Annotated in this window: 14 protein-coding genes; all 14 read right to left on the bottom strand. The window is 38.5% G+C overall.

The window, feature by feature from the left end; genetic code table 11:
• Positions 1-218 precede the first annotated feature (218 nt).
• The 14 genes from VIO64_RS11340 to VIO64_RS11275 all read right to left on the bottom strand — a co-directional run bounded on the left by VIO64_RS11340 (position 219) and on the right by VIO64_RS11275 (position 17,914).
• Positions 219-1,550, bottom strand: coding sequence for an FAD-dependent oxidoreductase (locus VIO64_RS11340; RefSeq protein WP_331918207.1), 1,332 nt, complete (start codon positions 1,548-1,550; stop codon positions 219-221).
• A gap of 284 nt (positions 1,551-1,834) precedes the next feature.
• Positions 1,835-2,980 carry a fused response regulator/phosphatase gene (locus VIO64_RS11335; protein ID WP_331918205.1) on the bottom strand — a complete coding sequence of 382 codons (1,146 nt, stop codon included), beginning with the start codon at positions 2,978-2,980 and terminating at the stop codon, positions 1,835-1,837.
• 8 nt (positions 2,981-2,988) lie between these two features.
• Positions 2,989-3,348 (bottom strand): response regulator, encoded by a 360-nt coding sequence (locus VIO64_RS11330; RefSeq protein WP_331918203.1) that lies wholly within the window; start codon positions 3,346-3,348, stop codon positions 2,989-2,991.
• A 12-nt stretch (positions 3,349-3,360) separates the two neighbouring features.
• Complete coding sequence (locus VIO64_RS11325; RefSeq protein ID WP_331918201.1) at positions 3,361-3,840, bottom strand: chemotaxis protein CheX; 480 nt, start codon at positions 3,838-3,840, stop codon at positions 3,361-3,363.
• Positions 3,837-4,214 carry a response regulator gene (locus VIO64_RS11320; RefSeq protein WP_331918199.1) on the bottom strand — a complete coding sequence of 126 codons (378 nt, stop codon included), beginning with the start codon at positions 4,212-4,214 and terminating at the stop codon, positions 3,837-3,839. The genes VIO64_RS11325 and VIO64_RS11320 overlap by 4 nt, the downstream gene beginning before the upstream one ends.
• Positions 4,211-5,068 (bottom strand): protein-glutamate O-methyltransferase CheR, encoded by an 858-nt coding sequence (locus VIO64_RS11315; RefSeq protein ID WP_331918197.1) that lies wholly within the window; start codon positions 5,066-5,068, stop codon positions 4,211-4,213. Before VIO64_RS11315 ends, VIO64_RS11320 begins: the two co-directional genes overlap by 4 nt.
• Positions 5,069-5,074: 6 nt before the next feature.
• Positions 5,075-6,142: a chemotaxis-specific protein-glutamate methyltransferase CheB gene (gene cheB, locus VIO64_RS11310; protein ID WP_331918195.1), complete on the bottom strand. Its 1,068-nt coding sequence runs from the start codon at positions 6,140-6,142 to the stop codon at positions 5,075-5,077.
• Between the two features lie 52 nt (positions 6,143-6,194).
• A complete protein-coding gene (locus VIO64_RS11305; protein ID WP_331918193.1) occupies positions 6,195-8,255 on the bottom strand; it encodes a methyl-accepting chemotaxis protein in 2,061 nt (686 codons plus the stop codon).
• A gap of 117 nt (positions 8,256-8,372) precedes the next feature.
• The gene (locus VIO64_RS11300) at positions 8,373-10,379 is read right to left on the bottom strand and encodes a methyl-accepting chemotaxis protein (protein WP_331918191.1); all 2,007 of its coding nucleotides are present in this window, start codon (positions 10,377-10,379) and stop codon (positions 8,373-8,375) included.
• Between the two features lie 37 nt (positions 10,380-10,416).
• The gene (locus VIO64_RS11295; protein ID WP_331918189.1) at positions 10,417-10,896 is read right to left on the bottom strand and encodes a chemotaxis protein CheW; all 480 of its coding nucleotides are present in this window, start codon (positions 10,894-10,896) and stop codon (positions 10,417-10,419) included.
• Positions 10,893-14,051, bottom strand: a complete 3,159-nt coding sequence (locus tag VIO64_RS11290) for a chemotaxis protein CheW (RefSeq protein ID WP_331918187.1) — start codon at positions 14,049-14,051, stop codon at positions 10,893-10,895. Before VIO64_RS11290 ends, VIO64_RS11295 begins: the two co-directional genes overlap by 4 nt.
• A 12-nt stretch (positions 14,052-14,063) precedes the next feature.
• Positions 14,064-14,366, bottom strand: a complete 303-nt coding sequence (locus VIO64_RS11285; RefSeq protein WP_331918185.1) for an STAS domain-containing protein — start codon at positions 14,364-14,366, stop codon at positions 14,064-14,066.
• Positions 14,366-14,809: an ATP-binding protein gene (locus tag VIO64_RS11280; protein ID WP_331918183.1), complete on the bottom strand. Its 444-nt coding sequence runs from the start codon at positions 14,807-14,809 to the stop codon at positions 14,366-14,368. Before VIO64_RS11280 ends, VIO64_RS11285 begins: the two co-directional genes overlap by 1 nt.
• A 369-nt stretch (positions 14,810-15,178) precedes the next feature.
• Positions 15,179-17,914, bottom strand: a complete 2,736-nt coding sequence (locus tag VIO64_RS11275; protein ID WP_331918181.1) for an S-layer homology domain-containing protein — start codon at positions 17,912-17,914, stop codon at positions 15,179-15,181.
• Between the last annotated feature and the right edge of the window lie 118 nt (positions 17,915-18,032).

Below are 18,032 nucleotides of genomic sequence, written 5' to 3'. Positions count from 1 at the left end.
ATTAAGTATATTAAGTATGAAATATTTTTTCACATTATTCCATTAATGTCAAGCACAGAGTAGCATCATAAGAAATTGCAGTGAAACATGCACCACGATTTCCCAGACGCAAAAAGTGATTTTACTGAAAATAACGAATCGTCATTTTGTAGCAAAATCACTTTTTAATGAATTAAGATATATACCAAAGTCGATATAATAATCAGACATCTATGATTTTATTTTAAAGCATTTAACCCTACTGAATTAAGATAATTCCACGGTTTGTTGTAATGGGGCTGGAAGAAAAAGTCTACAAAAGCCAGCTCATCTATTGTCATCTTCTTCTGTATACAAACAGATAGGGTATTGATTGACTGAGTAAGGTCGTACTTGGATAAAATCTGTGCCCCTATTATGACCCTTGAATCCTTTTCAAAAACAACCTTGAGCTGTAACGATTCATAATCAGGCATAAACTCAGGTCTGTAGTTATCTATAAGCGTTGACGTTTCAATCTCTATACCCGCTGCTTTTGCAGATTCCTCCGTTATTCCGGTGGAAGCTATGTTGTAATCTATAATCTTAATGCCCGAAGTACCCTGGGTTCCCATATACTTTAATACAGGACCGTTAATATTTTTTGCTATTAGTGTTCCCATACGCACCGCATTTGTAGCTAATGGAATATATTCATGCCTGCCCGTAGGATTATACACTATTGCACAGCTGTCTCCTGCGGCAAATACACCTTCCCTGCTGGTTCTCATATATTCATCTACAATAATGGCACCATTAGGAAGCATTTCAAGCTTTCCTTTAAATAAACCGGTATTTGGTCTGAAGCCTATTGACAATATAACCATGTCAGCTTCATATGAACTCTTATCGGTCAAAACTTTTGAAACCTTACCATCATTACCTTCAAATCCAACAATTTTTTCATTGAGCATAATATCAATGCCATGCTCTTTAAGTGCCTTCTCAGCTACATCTGTAAACTCCTTGTCAAGATACCTGCTAAGTATCCTATCCATTCCATCTATCAATGAAACATTTTTCCCAAGTGCCTTAAAAGCCTCAACAAGCTCCACACCGATATATCCTGCACCAACAACCACAATGTTTTTTGCTGTCTTGGCCTTTTCAATTATCATATTGGAGTGGTCATAATTTTTTGATAGCAGTATGTTCTCAAGGTCAATTCCTTGTATATCCGGTACAACCGGCCATGAGCCAGTTGTTATAATCAGTTTGTCATAGGTATCTTCAAACTCTTCTCCAGTATCCATATTATAAACCGTTACAGACTTTTTATCAAAGTTTACATTTTTGACATCATGTTTCATTTTAGTTGCTACACCTAAATCCTCAAGCTTTTCAGGAGAACAATAGAATAAGCCTTGGGGATCATTTATTACACCACCTACATAAAGGGCTATACCACAAGAAAGAAACGAAATTGTGCTGTTCCTTTCATAGACTGTAATCTCCACTTTCGGGTCAGCCTTTCTAAGGTTAAGTATTGAAGCCGTACCTGCATGGGTACATCCTATAACAATGACTTTCATAAGGTTATCTCCTTCACTTTTTTATGTTGAATTTATATTGAATGTAGTTGTTTCCTTAATTTTACCAAATTTTTATTACTTATTAAAGGAAAAACTATAATCCTTCCTTACTTTATTAATTCCCCCACTCAAAATACTTGAAACACTAAATTGACAATAATATAACAAAGTTTTTGTTACCGATGAAATAAATAACTAATAACTAAATAAATAATGAGAGCTGCTGCAAAACCCTTATGATTTGCGGCAGCCCAATATTCAAATTCACTATCTTTCTTCAACTTTTATGTTTTTTCAACTATGAGTACTGCAACATCATCAATAAAGGATTTACCTCCCTTATTGGAAAAAAAGTCTATAAGGCTGCTTAGCAATTGCTCTTTGCCTTTTCCAAAGTGTTCTATATTATTTTTGCAGTATTCATAAACACTATCCCATGCAGCAAATTCACTATTCATTCCCTTGTCAAAAAGCCCATCGGTATAAAGCAGTATTGCATCACCTTTTCCTATTTTTCTTTCAACATTTTGAAAGCCGCAGTCTTCCAGGACTCCAAGCAAGAAACCGTTTGCCGATAGGGATTCCACCTTATTTTGACCGAAATTATACAGCACAGGATATGGATGGCCTGAATTAACATAAATAATGCTGTTTTTATCCATAAAGCCAATAAAGGCTGATGTCAAAACAAATTTGGAGCCTCCAAACACTTCAAATAGAGTATTGTTAATTTTTTTTGCAAGCTGATCCGGCATATGGCATGATTCAACAGTGGTCATAAATATAATATTGATCATGTTTGATATCATTGCAGCAGATATTCCATGCCCCGATATATCTGCAATCATAAACCAAAGCTTTTCTCCAACCTGCTTTATACAGAACATATCTCCGCCAACTTCTTCACAGGGTATATACTTCCCCCATATCTCCCCTTGTGGAAAGTATGCATGCTCTGTTATAAGAGCCTTCTGAATCTGTTCCGCCAAATGCATTTCGTCCTTTATGTGCTCATAGAACATGACCAGCTCATTTTTGTTGTCAAAATGCTCCAGTGCATTCTTTATTTTTAATGGAAGGCTTATTTTCATTTGCTCTTCTGTAAGGGGCTTGGTAAAATAGTCCAATGCACCTAACTTGAGAGCCTTTTCCAGGCTGCCTGTTTCATACAAAGCAGAGCACATAATAACGGGTATGTTGCAAGTCCTTTTATCACTCTTAATAGCTGCCAGGACATCTAATCCATCAATACCCGGCATCATTATATCAAGTATAACAACACTTATGCCACCCTGTTTTATTACCTCAATGGCCTTATACCCATCCTCCGCTTCAACTGTTTCAATATTTTCAATTGCTTTTGCCAGGGCTGCTTTGATGATTTTTCTGTTGGCAGTCATATCATCAACAACAAGTATTTTTCTACTCATATTTCACCTTACTCAATCTTTGCTATGGCACTTACAATTTTATAATCATCAAATGGCTTTTTCAAAAATATATCTACACCTGCCTCCTTGGCCTGTGTCATTATTTCCTCATCGCCCATGGCTGTCAGCATGATAATTTTAGCTGAACCATGCTTCTCCTTAATCTTTTTTGCAGCTTCAATCCCATCCATTATGGGCATTGTTACATCCATAAAAACAAGATCAGGCATGAGGCTCATATACATTTCAACACCTTCACTACCGTTTTTGGCATCGCCGCAAACCTCATATCCATTCTTTTCAAGAGTCTTTCTCAATAGATTATGGATCATGGGCGAATCATCCACCAAAAGAACCCTTTTTATCATATAACTTCCTCCTTAAAAGTAGAATATTCCAATACTCAAAACCACATCTTCACATCCGATTGTATACTCATATCTTTCAATATGCCTTTTAACGGTAACCCTTATATTGTCTCCTGTTATTGCAAAGGGTGATGACAGATTAAATTCTATGCCGCCTTCCGCCATTTTTATTTTTGCAATACCTGCAGCCATATTGACAAGCTCAGAAATGCCGTCTGAAAGCTCATCTTCGGTTAGATCTCCCGCGTCAACCCCTACCATATATGAAATAAGATTTGAGGCTGTTTTCCTTGAAACACTTACCATTAAAAGTGCATTCCTCTGGCCTGATAGGATCATTGCTCCCGACAACTCAATAGTCTTAAGCCGTGAGTCATCTTTGCCGATTTGATCCACACTGAAGCCGGTCATTTTCCCAACAGCCTCACTCAATCCTTCGACAAAGTATTGGTGCAAAACCTCTATTCTTGTTTGAGCTTCTGATACCATCATATAGGCCCCCTTCCCATACATTCCAGAATCCTCTTAATGAGGTCTTCCATAGCAAAGGGCTTGGTCATGTAGTGGACTGCTCCTGCCTTTACTGCCATAACTATGTTTTCTTTCTGGCCTTCGGTAGTAACCATCATAACAGGTATACTCCTGTACCTATCAATGGATTTAAGCTTTTGAAGAAGCTCATAGCCATTCATACCCGGCATGTTCCAGTCAAGAAGAATCAAATCAATCTCCCCATTAAGTTTTTCAAGGATTTCCAAAGCTTCCATTCCGCTTTCTGCTTCCTCCAGCTCGTATTGTAAGACCTCAGCTGCAGCCCTGATGATCTTGCGGACAACACTGGAATCATCAACTGTCATTATCCTCATAACCGCTGCTCCCTTCTACTGTAGTAAACTGCATTTTCCACATGTACCATTTCAAAGAAACTGCCGATTTTTTCATAAAGCTCTGACGATCCCAGGAATAGAACTCCTCCCTCTTCCATGGTTCCAAAAAGCTTGGAAAATACATTCTCCTTAAGTATGTCTGAAAAATAGATAAGAACATACCTGCAAAAAACAATATCAAACTTTCCAAGCAACATATAGCTGCTTTGTAAATTAAACTGCTGAAATTTAACATGGGACTTGATTCTGTTATCTACTTCCCATACCGTTCCATCCTTTATGAAGTACCTGTCTCGTATAAGGGGATCAAGGCCTCTCATAACGGAGATGGCGTCATATCTTCCAGTACGGGCCATGTCTATAACTGTTTGGGATATATCGGTTGCCATTATTTCAAAATTTGATAGTGTTATGTCCTTTATACCATTTCTCATAAGCCATGAATCTATACACATGGCAGTGGAATAAGCTTCCTGCCCCGTCGATGCGGCAGCACTCCACAATCTTATTTTTCTACGCTGCCCGCTCCGCAGCATGTCAACAAAACGCGGGAGAAAAACTTTCTCAAGAATAACCCATGGTGACTTGTCCCGAAACCACAGGGTTTCATTAGTTGTAATGGCGTCAATAACCCTTTCCGCCATATTCTGATCGTTGCTTCTTATTATTAAGTTGTATAGTTCCTCAAAGCTTGATAGCCCGGAATCCACCAAAAGCCTGGACAGCCTTGTTTCTATAAGATACGCCTTGCCTTCCGGGATATCTATTCCGCACTTATCCTCAATATATTTTCTGAAAAGTTTAAACTCGCTATCGGTAAGAATTGCATTCAACCGGTATCAGCTCCCATGCTCGGAAATTTTAACTATTCTATCCGGTATTCTTTCAATACCCGCTTCCTCATCTGAAAGACCTGCTTCCTTAACACTTCTTGGCATACCATATACAACACAACTTTCCTCACTCTGTGTTATACAATAGCAAAGGCACTTTTTCTTTAATTCCCTTATTCCTTCAAGTCCATCACTGCCCATTCCCGTAAGTATCACTGCCAATATTCTTGCTCCTTGATACTCCTTAGCAACCGACTTGAATAATACATCCGCTGCCGGCCGTACCCCGTTAACATAATTCCCCAATGTAATGCAAATCTTTTTTGAAGACTGATCTCCTTTGGCTATTTCCATATGATACCCACCAGGAGCCAATATAGCTTGGCCTGCCCTGATAGCATCACCTTCCTTGCCCTCTATGAATTTCATTTCACTTTTCTTATCAAGAGATTCTGCCAATACCCTTGTAAAGTCAGGAGGCATATGCTGCACAATAAGTATAGGCTTGTAGAAGTTTGTTCCAAAACCGGTAAACACTTTCTCAAGGGCAGCAGGGCCTCCCGTAGATGAGGCAACCAATACCATGTCCACACCTGTAATCCTTGTTCTGGAAGTAGCCTTAGTTTCTATGTGCTTAATCGGCTCCGCGGCTTTTCTGGTTCCCATAATTTTGACTTGAATCTGGATAAATAAAACCTTCAAAAAACTGGTCACTATTTCCAAGTTTTTGTCATAATCCTGCTCCAGGGGTTTTAGTATAAAGTCCAAAGCACCACCTGCAAGGGCTTCCAATGTGGTTTTTGCATTTTTCCCGCTGTTGCTACTCACCATTACTACATGAGTTTCAGGCCACCTGTTTTTTATCATTTTAAGTGTCTCAATACCATCAAGCTCCGGCATATTTACATCCATAAGCACAACATCATATTTACCATACTGCAGCCTCTCAATTGCAAGGCTCCCGTTTGATGCAGTGTGCTCAACCTGAGCCAGTCCGGTATTTTCGACAGCTGTGGATAGTATCTTTCTGTAAACTGCGGAATCATCAACGACTAAAACCTTGAGCTTAACCAATAATGTCACACCCCATTTAATTTAATCATGACTTAGTGGATATTTATAGCAATTAGATTTTAAACTGTATAACCAGCTCCTCCAGCTTTGAAGCCATCTCTCTCAGGCTTTTTGCAGAGTCTTTGGTTTGTAGTGCACCATGTGAGACATCATTTGACGAACTGCTTATTTCCTGTACATTCCTTGCAATTTTTACAGCTTCCTTGGTAAAAGTCTGTGTGTGCCTGCTTATGTCAACAATGCTGGCAGAAACTCTCTCTGCATTCATAGATACATCTGCTGACGCTTTTGAAAGTTCAGAAGTAGATTTTGCTATATCCAGTACACCCCTGCTGGATTCTTCAACATTTCTTGCAACATTCTGGGATTTTTCCTCTACTTCCACGATTTCACGAGCTATTAGGGCTACCTTTTGGGCAGAACGCACAGCCGCATTGGAAATCTCCCCTGTTACAGCACTCTGCTCGGTTACCGCCGCTGCAACCGTACCTGTTATACCTGTTATTTCACTGATTACTTCAGTTATGGATGCTACCGCCTTTACTGCATCGCTCATATTTGCCTGCATGCTTTCTATCTGTGCACTGATTTCTTCAGTGGCCTCAGCTGTTTGTTTTGCTAGTTCCTTAACCTCATTTGCAACCACTGCGAAGCCTTTTCCCGCCTCGCCGGCCCCTGCTGCTTCAATTGCCGCGTTAAGTGCTAACATGTTTGTCTGATCTGCTATATCATTAATAACCTGGATAACCTTGCCTATTTGTCTTGATGATTCATTAAGCTTCGATATTATATTGTTCGTATCTCTTGCCTTAATACCTGCATCCGATGCAATATCCATTGATTTTTCACAATTTTTGCTTACCTCTGCCAAGGATACATTGATTTCCTTTACGGCTGTAACAACATTATCAACAGATGATGATACATCCCTGGCTGAATCAGATACCTTGCTTATGTTATCTGTGATACCTCCTACCAAACTACTGACTTCCCTTACCCCTGACGAAACCTGTTCCGAAGCAGATGCAAGATTTCTAATGGTTCCGCTCATCTCCTCAACAGCTGAAGCCACAATACCGATGTTGGAGGCTGTATTATCAAGAGTTTTAGCTGTCTGTTCCATTCCTGATGAAATTTCACTCACCGAGGTGCTTGCTGTCTGTGTCTTTGAGCTTGTGTTTTCACTACTATCGGCCATATCCTGTGCTATATTTGAAAGGCTTCCAGCAGAACCGTTCAATATGTTTGCCGTGTCTCTGATCCTTTTTATAGCATGTGACGTTTTCTCCATAAGCATGTTAAAGGAAGCAGCCAGATCCCCAAGTTCATCCTTTGAATCAATATTGCTTCTCACTGTGAGATCACCGTTTTCCGCTTCACTCATATTTTTTCTTACCAATAGAATTTTATTAACCAACTGAGATGGTATATAGAATGCAAGTCCTATTGAAACAAGTGTGATTAATGCTGTTATTACAATCATAACTATATTTGTAGTATCCTTACTTGATTTTGCTGTCTCCTTTGCTTTTGCTATATCCGCTTCAAAGTCTCCTATCATCTCATCAAGGATACCCAGCATAGGAGTGAACATTGCATAAATAACTTTGAATTTTTCCAAGAGCTTGGCATCCAGATCAGAAATTCTGGCATCATCTAGTGGTACTCCCTGGGAATATAGCTTATACTTTTCATAATAAATGTTGTTGAAGGCGTCATATTCTGCTCTCCAGGCAACTGCCAGCTCTGAATACTTTTTCCATAATGAATTCTCCCTACTATCTTTGTTTGTGATATTATTAAAGGTCTCATATTCATTATCCCACTTCTCAATGCCAGTTTTCATAAGGGCTTCATGGGGTTTCCTCAGCTCGTTGTCAGCAAATATTCTTCTGTTTAAAAATCCCCTTAATGCAATTCCCATGGTCTTTTGTCCGTCTTCCAGTATACGTGTGCTATTTAGCTTGGAAAGCTGCTCATCAAAAATATAACTGGAATTTTGCCAAATACTGTTCATCCCTAAAACTGCTGCTAATGCTACTACCAGCGTCATAGCAGTAATAATACCAAACGCCGACATAAGCTTCCATCTAACCTTAAGATTTTTAAACATACAAAATTCCTCCCGCTATATCCATATGTTTTGCAATAATCATTTTACATTTTTAATTATTTCAAAACATTTTCTTACATTTGTCACTTTTAACCTATATAAAATGACATAGTTTATTTATACCTTAAACTGCTTTACCAGTTCTTCCAATCTCACAGCCAGGTCAGAAAGGCCTCTAGCTGAATTGTTAGTTTCTGAAGCCCCGCTGTTAACCTTCTCGGAGGAATTGTTGATCTCCTGAACATTTTTGGATATATCAACAGCACTTTTGGTTATTTCATTGGTGTTTCTGCTTATTTCATGAAGGCTTGACGCGGCTCTCTCAGAATTCATGGCAACATCAGTAGATGCCTTTGACAGCTCTGATGCCGAATGAGCTATTTCGACTACTCCTTTACTGGATTCCTCAACACTTCTTGCTACATTTCGGGAATTATTTGCAACATCAGCTATTTCCTTGGATATCATTCCTACTTTTTCTGCCGAACGCACTGCTGCATTGGATATTTCTCCGGTTGCAGCACTCTGCTCGGTAACTGCTGCTGCGATAGTGTTTGTTATCCCAGTTATCTCTTTAATTACCTCAGTTATTTCCGCTACTGCACCTACAGCATTATTCATGTTGGACTGCATGCTTTCTATCTGAGTACCGATTTCCTCTGTTGCTTCCGCTGTCTGTTTTGCAAGCTCCTTAACCTCATTTGCAACAACAGCAAAACCCTTTCCCGCTTCACCAGCTCCGGCGGCTTCAATGGCAGCATTAAGTGCAAGCATATTAGTCTGATCCGCAATATCATTAATAACCCCTATTATCTTACCAATCTGCTTTGATGACTCATTAAGCTTTTCTATTATCTGATTTGTGTCCTTTGCCTTCGTACCTGCATCGGATGCTATCTGCATTGACTTGGCACAGTTTCTGCTTACTTCATTTAATGAAATGTTTATCTCTTTTACTGCTGTTACTACATTATTTACAGAATCTGAAACATCCTTTGCAGAATCAGATACCTTGTTTATGCTTCCTGTTATTCCTCCCACAAGGCCATTTACCTGTGATACACCCGCAGATACCTGTTCAGATGCGGATGCCAGGTTTCTTATTGTTCCACTCATCTCTTCAACAGCCGATGCAATCATGCTGATGTTGGAGGTTGTATTATTAAGGTTTGCCGAGGTCTGAGTCATACCTGCAGATATCTCTTCCACTGACGCACTTGCCATGGATGTTTTGGAACTGGTCTGCCTGCTGCTGTCCGCCATGCTTTCCGATATATTAAGAAGTCCTTTGGATGAATCTGCCAGCACTTTTGTGGTTTCATCAATTTTTTTGATGGCGTCTGCAGTCTTTTTCATAAAGGCATTGAAGGACCCTGATAAGTCTCCGAATTCATCTTTGGAATCATTTTCAACTGCTACTGTCAAATCACCTTTTTCAGCTATGGACATTGCTTCCTTAATCTTCTTAATTGAATTGCTTATGTAGTTGCTCATATAGATGCCTATAGCGATGGCAGCAGCTGCCCCAACCAGTATAAAGACTATCATTACTATGATTGTCGTATTTGCATTTTCGGTATTTGAGTCAGCCTTCTCTTTTGCATCCTTAATCTTCTTTTCAATCATTGCTTCCAATTTGCTCTGGGCTGTTCTTGAAGCCTTTCCTGCTTCACCGCTTGCTGATATAAATGCTAAAGCCTCGTTCTTCCTTCCGCTTGTATACATTTCAACAGCTTTATCGTATAAAATAATATACTCAGCATAGTACTGCCGGAAATCCTCATACATATTCATCATTTCATCACTTATTATTCTTGCTTTAAACTCCTTTAAATAATTATCTATATCTTTTCTTCGGTTGGCTACTTCATTCATAATGTTTTTAATTTGCTCCTGGTCTGTAGTCATAAATATATCACGAATATATGCCCTGTTCCTATGGAAGTCGAATGTTGCATGAGAGAGCTCCTGAATAGGAACCGTCATATTTTCGTACAACTCGGTATCTGAACCGTTCAGTTTTTTAATATTAATACCTGAAACAATACCTAATGCCACCATTATTGCAACAATAACGAAAAATGAGCCCAGCATTTTAGTTCTTACTTTCATACCCTTTAGCATATTTAAAATCCTCCGTTTCTTTTATTCAAAAGCTCTCTCAGTCCGAAATCAGCTCACCGAAAACCAGATCGGTATTGATTATCCTCATTAAATCACTTTCCAGCCTCACAACATCCTTGATATATTTCTTACCTATACTGTCAATGTTTGCAGGAGGGGGCTCACACATGTCCTCAGCCACATCAATTACGTCACCGGTCCGCTCAATTATAAACCCCCTGTGGTTGGGATTTTCCGGCTCTGACTTCAATATGATGCATGTAACCCTGTCATCTGGTACACTTTCACTGTAACCTATAATACCGGCCAAATTAAAAATAGTAACAATCTGACCTCTCATGTTAAAGAGCCCTACAATATTGTCTTGTGCCCTGGGAACTGCTGTATACTCAACATTCCTGTTTATTTCCTTTACATCATTTATTTCTATTCCAAATAGTTCTCCGGCAATTCTGAAGCTTAAAACCTTAATCAATTTACTTCCCCCCTCTCCATCAACAAGTACTAGCAATATCATACTAAAAGAGCATCCTTCTTTTGTAATGCCTTGTAAACCGTTTCAAGAAGCCTGTCCCTGTCAAGCTTCATCTCATAAAAGTCAAAACCTGACTCAAATGCCTTGCTTTTTGCTTCTTCTCCTGACATTGACGTCACTGCAATAAGTGGCAAATCTTTGAATCTATTGTCTTCCCTTATTTTTTTTGCAAGTTCAAACCCATCCATCTCCGGCATTTGAATATCACTGACAACTACATCCACCCTGTTGCTTTCTAACAGCTCCATAGCTATCCTTCCGTTGGCAGCTTGAATGACTTCATATCCGGCTATTTCAAGATATTCTTTCTCCATTTTCATAAAAAAGGGTGTATCTTCAACGATAAGTATGGTTTTTGCATCCTGTGGCATAAAAATATTTATGGAGTAATGCTGCGGATCTGCAAGCTGAAGCATTTCATAGAGATTCAGTATGAGAATGATTTTATCATCATAAATAGTGCTTCCTAATAGTCCATTAACCTTTATATTTTCTGTATTCAATACAATTCTTGCATTAACATTGTCAATTATTTTTTCTACAATAATTCCTATAGGATTTGTGGTGAACTTTGGTATCAGAACATGTTTGACATCACTATTGATTATATCCTTAGAAACAGGCAAGAAGTCCTCAGGCCGTATAACCCTCATTGAATCTCCCCTGAATTTTATATATTCATTACTTCCGATTCTATCAATATCCTGGCTTCGAACCTCCTCAACCCGTGATACCATCGATAGGTCAATTGCAAAGATTTCGTTTCCGGAACATTTGAAAAGTAATATATTCTGAACTTCTGTGTGATTGTCATTTTCATTCTTTTTGCCGGTATCCTTTTCCTCAATGTCTTCAATAAACTGAAGGTTGGAAATTCTTATAAGACCTTCAACATCAAGTATCATTGCAGTTTTTCCATCACCCATAATTGTTACTCCTGAATAGCAGTCACAATTTTTAAAATATATCGGAAGCTGTTTGACGAGGGTTTCTTCACTTGAATAAATTGAATCAACGACAAGACCGAAAGACCTGTGTCCAACCTGAAGCACCAGCACCCTTGTAACCTCTTCTTCATTTTTTCTCCTGTTTTTTACCCCTTCCAACTCCCGATTGTCCGGTCTTATATCTGAAAAGCTGTTTCTCCTGTCGCTTCTTACTTGTCCATCTTTTTCATCCACATAGGTTCTTTTTATCCCTAGTATGTCTGCAAGATGCACTATTGGCAGCAGCTTTCCTCTAAGCCTGAACACCTCGGAATCATGTAGATACTCTATGTGCCTGTTTTTATCTTTTCCCTTAACCCTTACAATCTCTTTCAAATTTGCCTGAGGCAAAGCAAATTTATGTCCCTCAACACCCACTATAAGCGTCTGTATTATGGCAAGAGTCAATGGCAGAAGCAAACGTATGGTAGTACCGTTACCTTTTTTACTGAATATTTCAATGCTTCCGCCAAGTTTCTCAATATTCGTCCTGACAACATCCATACCCACACCGCGGCCGGATATATCACTTATCTTTTCTGCTGTAGAAAACCCAGGCTTAAAGATCAGCTTGAGAATTTCCTGTTCACTCATCCTGGCTGCAGCTTCCCTTGTAACAATCCCTTTATCAATTGCCTTTTCAACAACCCTGTCACAGTCAATTCCTGCCCCATCATCTATCACCTCAATATTTACATAACCGCCCTCCTGATAAGCATTGAGCTTAATAAATCCAATCCTGCTCTTGCGATTCTTCTCCCTGCTGTCAGGATCCTCCAATCCATGGTCCGCAGAATTTCGAACCAGATGAGTAAGCGGGTCTGTCAAAGCTTCCAATACCGACTTGTCCAGCTCAACCTCTGTTCCTTCCAATTGGAGGTCTATCTCCTTGCCAAGTGATTTTGACAAATCTCTTATTATTCGGGGAAACTTATTAAACACATTGGCAATTGGCTGCATCCTGGTCTGCATTATTTTCTCCTGCATGCCGCTTGTAAGCCTGTCTATATTCTGTAGAATGGCCGAAAGCCCCGGTATCGCTTTCCTATACTCCTCAAGGGTGCGGAGCAACTGGTTTCTTCCTAAAACCATCTCACTTGCCATGTTGAGTAAGTCATTTAGAACAGTAACATTCACCCTTATGTTATCTTCAACTTTAAGCTGTTTAGTCTGCTTTGGCCCCTTATCTTCATTGTCCCTAGCTCCAACTTTTACTTCATCATTTGCTTCATCTCTTATATAATGCATTGCTTCACTTTTTCCAGTATCTTTTATCTCATCCATTATAACTTTTTTGTCATTAGAATGAGCCTGCATATCGTTATACGACGCTTGACCGACTTCACTTTCTGCAGCAATATGGCACTTCTTCACTTTATCGATGTTCAGCTCTACAATATTGTCCCTTGAAATCTCTATAGCTTCCGAAAACATATCCCTATCTAAGACCGTAGTAACAAGTATGCAAAGATATACATCCTTGTCCCCCTTATCAACAGCATCCATTACATCATCAAAAGAAACAATCTCACTATGGTCTGTAATTGTATCAATGACCATCCCAACTGACTGTATTCTGTTAAAGAGCTGCATAGGTCCTTCAGAATAGCTTAAGAGATCGCTGTTTATTCTTAGCTTTAACTCATAGATTTTATGTCCATGCTTTACTCCATCAGTCAGAAACTCACGACTTCCACCTTTAATAAGAAATCTTCTGCTTCTATCATCCACAACAGAAATGTCTTCTACCCTATCACTTTTTTCTTCCTTTTCAGAGCCCACCAGAATGCTTTCAAGCTTTACTAATATTGGATTTATGTCAACTTCCTCACTGTTTATCACATCATCAATCATATTCTTCAAAAGGTCATTTGAGATTAGAATTATATCTACGAATTCTGCATTTAACTTCATGCCTCCGTTCCTGACCTCAGCAAATATGTTTTCCATGGAATGAGCAAGACTGACTATATTTTTAAGTCCAAAAAAACCTGCAGTTCCTTTTATGCTGTGAACCGCCCTAAATATTTCATTGATTGATTCACTGTCATTTAAAAGCTTCTCCTTTTTTACAAGTAAAGCCTCAACCTTATCAAGGTGGGATCTTGCCTCATCAACGAATTCCTGTATAAATTCCTGGTTTTGAATCATTTTCCCACTCCCTTATACAATCTCAAAGATTTCTTCCAGCCTCATTATCTTAAATAAATTGAGCATTGCAGGTGAAACGCCTCTAAGCATTACCTTTTTTCCTTTGTTGTCTCCAGTTTTGTAAAGACCTATCAAGAAAGTTATTCCCATAGAATCAATGTTTTCAGACGCAGAAAGATCAATAATAATATCCTCATAATCATCTGCCTCATCAAGCACACTCTTGGTAAACTCAATCATATTTTTTATATTCACTGCCACAAGTTTGGTTTTCACCTTTAAAACCATTGTTTTACCGTCAAGCACCACATCCATTATTCGATCACTCCTTCCATCTTTATGATATATCCATCCAAAGACAGGCTTGCATTAATGCATCCATTCTCTGAGTTAATTAAAAACCCTATATCAATCAGTGATGATAAACCTCTGTTTCTACACCTTGTAGGCGAATCATTATGCTGACTGTTAACAATACCGCTAACGTCAAACCCTTTTCCACAATCTGCAACAGAGACCCTCAATATTTCTCTTGTTATATCAACCCTGTAATTGATAAATTTTCTAGTGTCAAAATTATTCCCATGCTCTATTGCGTTGTTAAAAAGTTCCCTAAGTGCATATTGAATAATAAAATCCAGATTTTCTTCCATTTTTATTCCTATAGCTTCCATGTGAACAATTGTATCCTCAATAGCTTTATCGGCATCCTGAAATGTAGAATTGAAGCTTGATTCCCTTATGAATATGGTAATCACCTTCTTTGAAAAACTTATAAAGCAATTTGTAATATGTAAACTTAAAATTATATCGGAATAATATTTTCATTTCTTAATGTAGATTTTAAAAGACATAAAAAACGAGATAACCAGTTTTGGTAATCTCGCATTTAGAAAAAATACAAATTTATATAAAATGATTATGCTAAAAGGTATAATATTAATTTTTATTTAGCTAGACGGATAATCGGTTAAGTTCCACACATTGTTCGATCTTTTTAAATTTTTTAATAGGGAAATGGAAATTTCTATATGATAAAATATTTTTTAATATTCAAAAAGGCTTACCTCATAATATACTTACGAGACAGCCTTTTCTTAATTATTATATTTCTTTTTGACCAATAATCAGTTTTCCTTGTTTACCAGGGTCTCACTGCTAACGGAATCGTTGTTTCTGGTGAAATAATGATCAATACTGCATTCTGCGATATGCCCATATGCCCAGTAGTCCTTTTTAACGTCCTTAAAAGGTATAACCGCACCATTAAGAGGTCCTCTGTACAGCATTCTGTTTATTATAGTCACTGTTTCAACACGCTTAATAGGTGCATCAGGAATGAATGTTCCATCCTTATATCCTTCAATCAGCTTGAGTCTGTATATTTCTTCAATGTAGTTCCTTGCCCAATGCTTTGAAATATCATTAAAATGGAATGCTGCCGGCGGAATATTTTTAAGCTTCAAGTATCTTGCTAACGCGGTACTGAGTTCAGCTCTTGTAATGTATGCATCAGGCTTGAATGAGCCGTCAACATACCCTTCAAAGAGTCCATTGTTGGTTGCTGCATAGATATATCCATATGCCCAGTGCTTTTGCGGTATGTCGGCATAAACTTTACTATCCGGTGTGCCTTCCGGAATGTTCAGTACTCTTGTCAGCATAGCTGCAACTTCAGCCCTTGTAATCTTGCTTTCAGGCATGAATGTATTATCCTTATATCCTACCGCATACTTCTTGTGCTGGTTGTTCCCAAACCTGTTAGAATAAAGCAAGAAAGGGTAAACCGAACTATCATCCGACGCATTTAAATTTTTACCACTGGCTGAAATGCTGGCAGTGATACTGGAATTCACCTCTGACTTATCCAATAATCCTACCTTCAATTTGTATACCAGTTTTCCCTCTCCATTACCTTTTATTGTTTTCAGGTTCCAGGTAATCTGACTACCTGATATCACGCCGCCTGCAGTGTCTGTAACGGTTGTATACTGGGGAATCTCTGCCTTTAGTATGGTATCTACAGCATCAGTGTTTTTATTGTTTTTATAGTGTATAGTAAATGATATGACTTCATTTTCTCCAAAAGCTCTTTTTTCAGAAGTAAGGAATACCGCCAGATCATACTCCCCTCCAGCCAAAGGCACAGTATTTACAGGCTCAGACTTGGTCGGGGTTACAGGTACCGGAGTAGTTGTTGCACCCTGTGACACTGCAGGTGAGTTTGACGGTGAATTTAGCGGCGGATTGTACCCACCGGAAGATGGCTGCGAAGTAGGTACAGGCGTTGGAGTAGGTTTTATTATGCTTACGGATTTTTGTGCGGCGTCCGAAAGATTTCCAGCCTCATCAACAGTTTTAGCCCATATTACATATTTTCCTTCTTCAGTTAATTTAAATTCACCGTTATATTTCACATATTCGTTATCACCAGGCGTTGTGGCATCATTTTTAACTGCATACACCACTTCACATACCGAGGTCCGATTATCTATTCCAGGCTTGATACTTACAGTTATCGGCTCGCCCTTAGTGTTCTCGGGATTTGCACTTATTATCGGCTGGGATGGTTTTTCTTTATCGATATTGCTTATTGTTATGCTGTTCTCACTGGAGTTTCCTGCAGCATCAGTTCCCCTTCCGTATACTTCTGCATTGACCGATATGGGTATAGGGCTGTCATAGCTCTCCCATGAGCCATCGGGTCCTATTTTATATTCTTTCTTAACTGCATCATCAGGAAATGTAATTTTAACTTTCACATCTTCTTTTGTAATACTTGTAGGATCCTGTACCAGCTTGGGTGCCTCCGGGGCTTTAGTGTCAATATAAAACGGAATGCTGTTGATATTTGTTGCCGGTGATCTTTTATTCTTTGAATCTACAGCCCACACATAAAGAGTATGGGCAACATTTTGATCCAATTTATCAAAGCCGGGGATTTTCTTAATATCAATGCTTCCTGTAAACGTCAGATCCTTTCCGTCTGCTTGAAGTATCCCACTATTAAGAGGTTCTCCCTGTATGGATTCATCATTATCATTGTATTTATCAATGGAGTATCTTATTTGAAGTTTATCTCCGATGTTTTTATCATTGACATTTCCTTCAATTGCAATTATACTGTTCTGTTTATCATTATAATGCTTGTTTTGTGAAGGTTGTTTAATTTCTGTTATAATCGGTGCCTCATTATATGTATACTGGATTTTTATTTTGTGGTTATATGTGTATATGTACTTAATATATTCATACTCCTGGGAGCAATCTTGTGTAGGTAAGCCTTTTTTATAAAGCCTTACGGTTTTACCTTCAAAAACAGCATCCAAATATTCCGGATATATACCCACCTCTGAACGCTTTTTAGTTATGTAAACCTTAACTCCCTTTTGGTTTTCATACTCATATTTCTGAGTATCCTCTGCAGTATTCCCGACTTTTTTATACTCGACCAATTGCCCTTCATAAAATTCAGATATAGTTGCAGGAAATGCAGCCTTTATAGTCCTGGATATTTTTGTTGTATCATCAACATTTGGCTTGCCTCCATAAACAGTGTATTTCACCTTACTTCCGCTTAGAGAATAATTAACTGTTTCCCTGTAAACCTCCTCTACAACACTTGGTTCAATAACACTGCATGATACATTAAATATATCCTTTTCCTGCACAGGTACATTGTTCTTATCCACAAGCTGGAATTCTCCCTCCCATGGAAAATCAGTAGTATCCTCTGACCATATTTCCCAACTGAACTCACTTTTTCTCTCTTCTTTGTAGCCATATGCAGGTATAAAGCACGAAAGAACAATAACTGTGCAAAGCACACCCGACATAAGCCTCCTAATTCCCCTTTTCTCCATTCTTCGTTTCATCTCCCTTTTATTAATCTATAACTGATACCAAATAATGATACCTGGATATATCATCTGGTAGTTAAGCCTCTTTGATGAAAAATATTATTAATTAACTTATGAAACA

The organism is Pseudobacteroides sp. (assembly GCF_036567765.1).
In the GTDB taxonomy this organism is placed as follows: domain Bacteria; phylum Bacillota; class Clostridia; order Acetivibrionales; family DSM-2933; genus Pseudobacteroides.
This window is presented reverse-complemented; position numbering and strand designations above follow the sequence as displayed.

Coding starts and splice junctions, on each gene's coding strand:
- VIO64_RS11305 (WP_331918193.1), bottom strand. CDS start 8,255: ATGTTTAAAAATCTTAAGGTTAGATGGAAGCTTATGTCGGCGTTTGGT.
- VIO64_RS11320 (WP_331918199.1), bottom strand. CDS start 4,214: ATGAGGATAATGACAGTTGATGATTCCAGTGTTGTCCGCAAGATCATC.
- VIO64_RS11275 (WP_331918181.1), bottom strand. CDS start 17,914: ATGGAGAAAAGGGGAATTAGGAGGCTTATGTCGGGTGTGCTTTGCACA.
- VIO64_RS11325 (WP_331918201.1), bottom strand. CDS start 3,840: ATGATGGTATCAGAAGCTCAAACAAGAATAGAGGTTTTGCACCAATAC.
- VIO64_RS11290 (WP_331918187.1), bottom strand. CDS start 14,051: ATGATTCAAAACCAGGAATTTATACAGGAATTCGTTGATGAGGCAAGA.
- VIO64_RS11295 (WP_331918189.1), bottom strand. CDS start 10,896: ATGATATTGCTAGTACTTGTTGATGGAGAGGGGGGAAGTAAATTGATT.
- VIO64_RS11300 (WP_331918191.1), bottom strand. CDS start 10,379: ATGCTAAAGGGTATGAAAGTAAGAACTAAAATGCTGGGCTCATTTTTC.
- VIO64_RS11330 (WP_331918203.1), bottom strand. CDS start 3,348: ATGATAAAAAGGGTTCTTTTGGTGGATGATTCGCCCATGATCCATAAT.
- VIO64_RS11335 (WP_331918205.1), bottom strand. CDS start 2,980: ATGAGTAGAAAAATACTTGTTGTTGATGATATGACTGCCAACAGAAAA.
- VIO64_RS11340 (WP_331918207.1), bottom strand. CDS start 1,550: ATGAAAGTCATTGTTATAGGATGTACCCATGCAGGTACGGCTTCAATA.
- VIO64_RS11285 (WP_331918185.1), bottom strand. CDS start 14,366: ATGGATGTGGTGCTTGACGGTAAAACAATGGTTTTAAAGGTGAAAACC.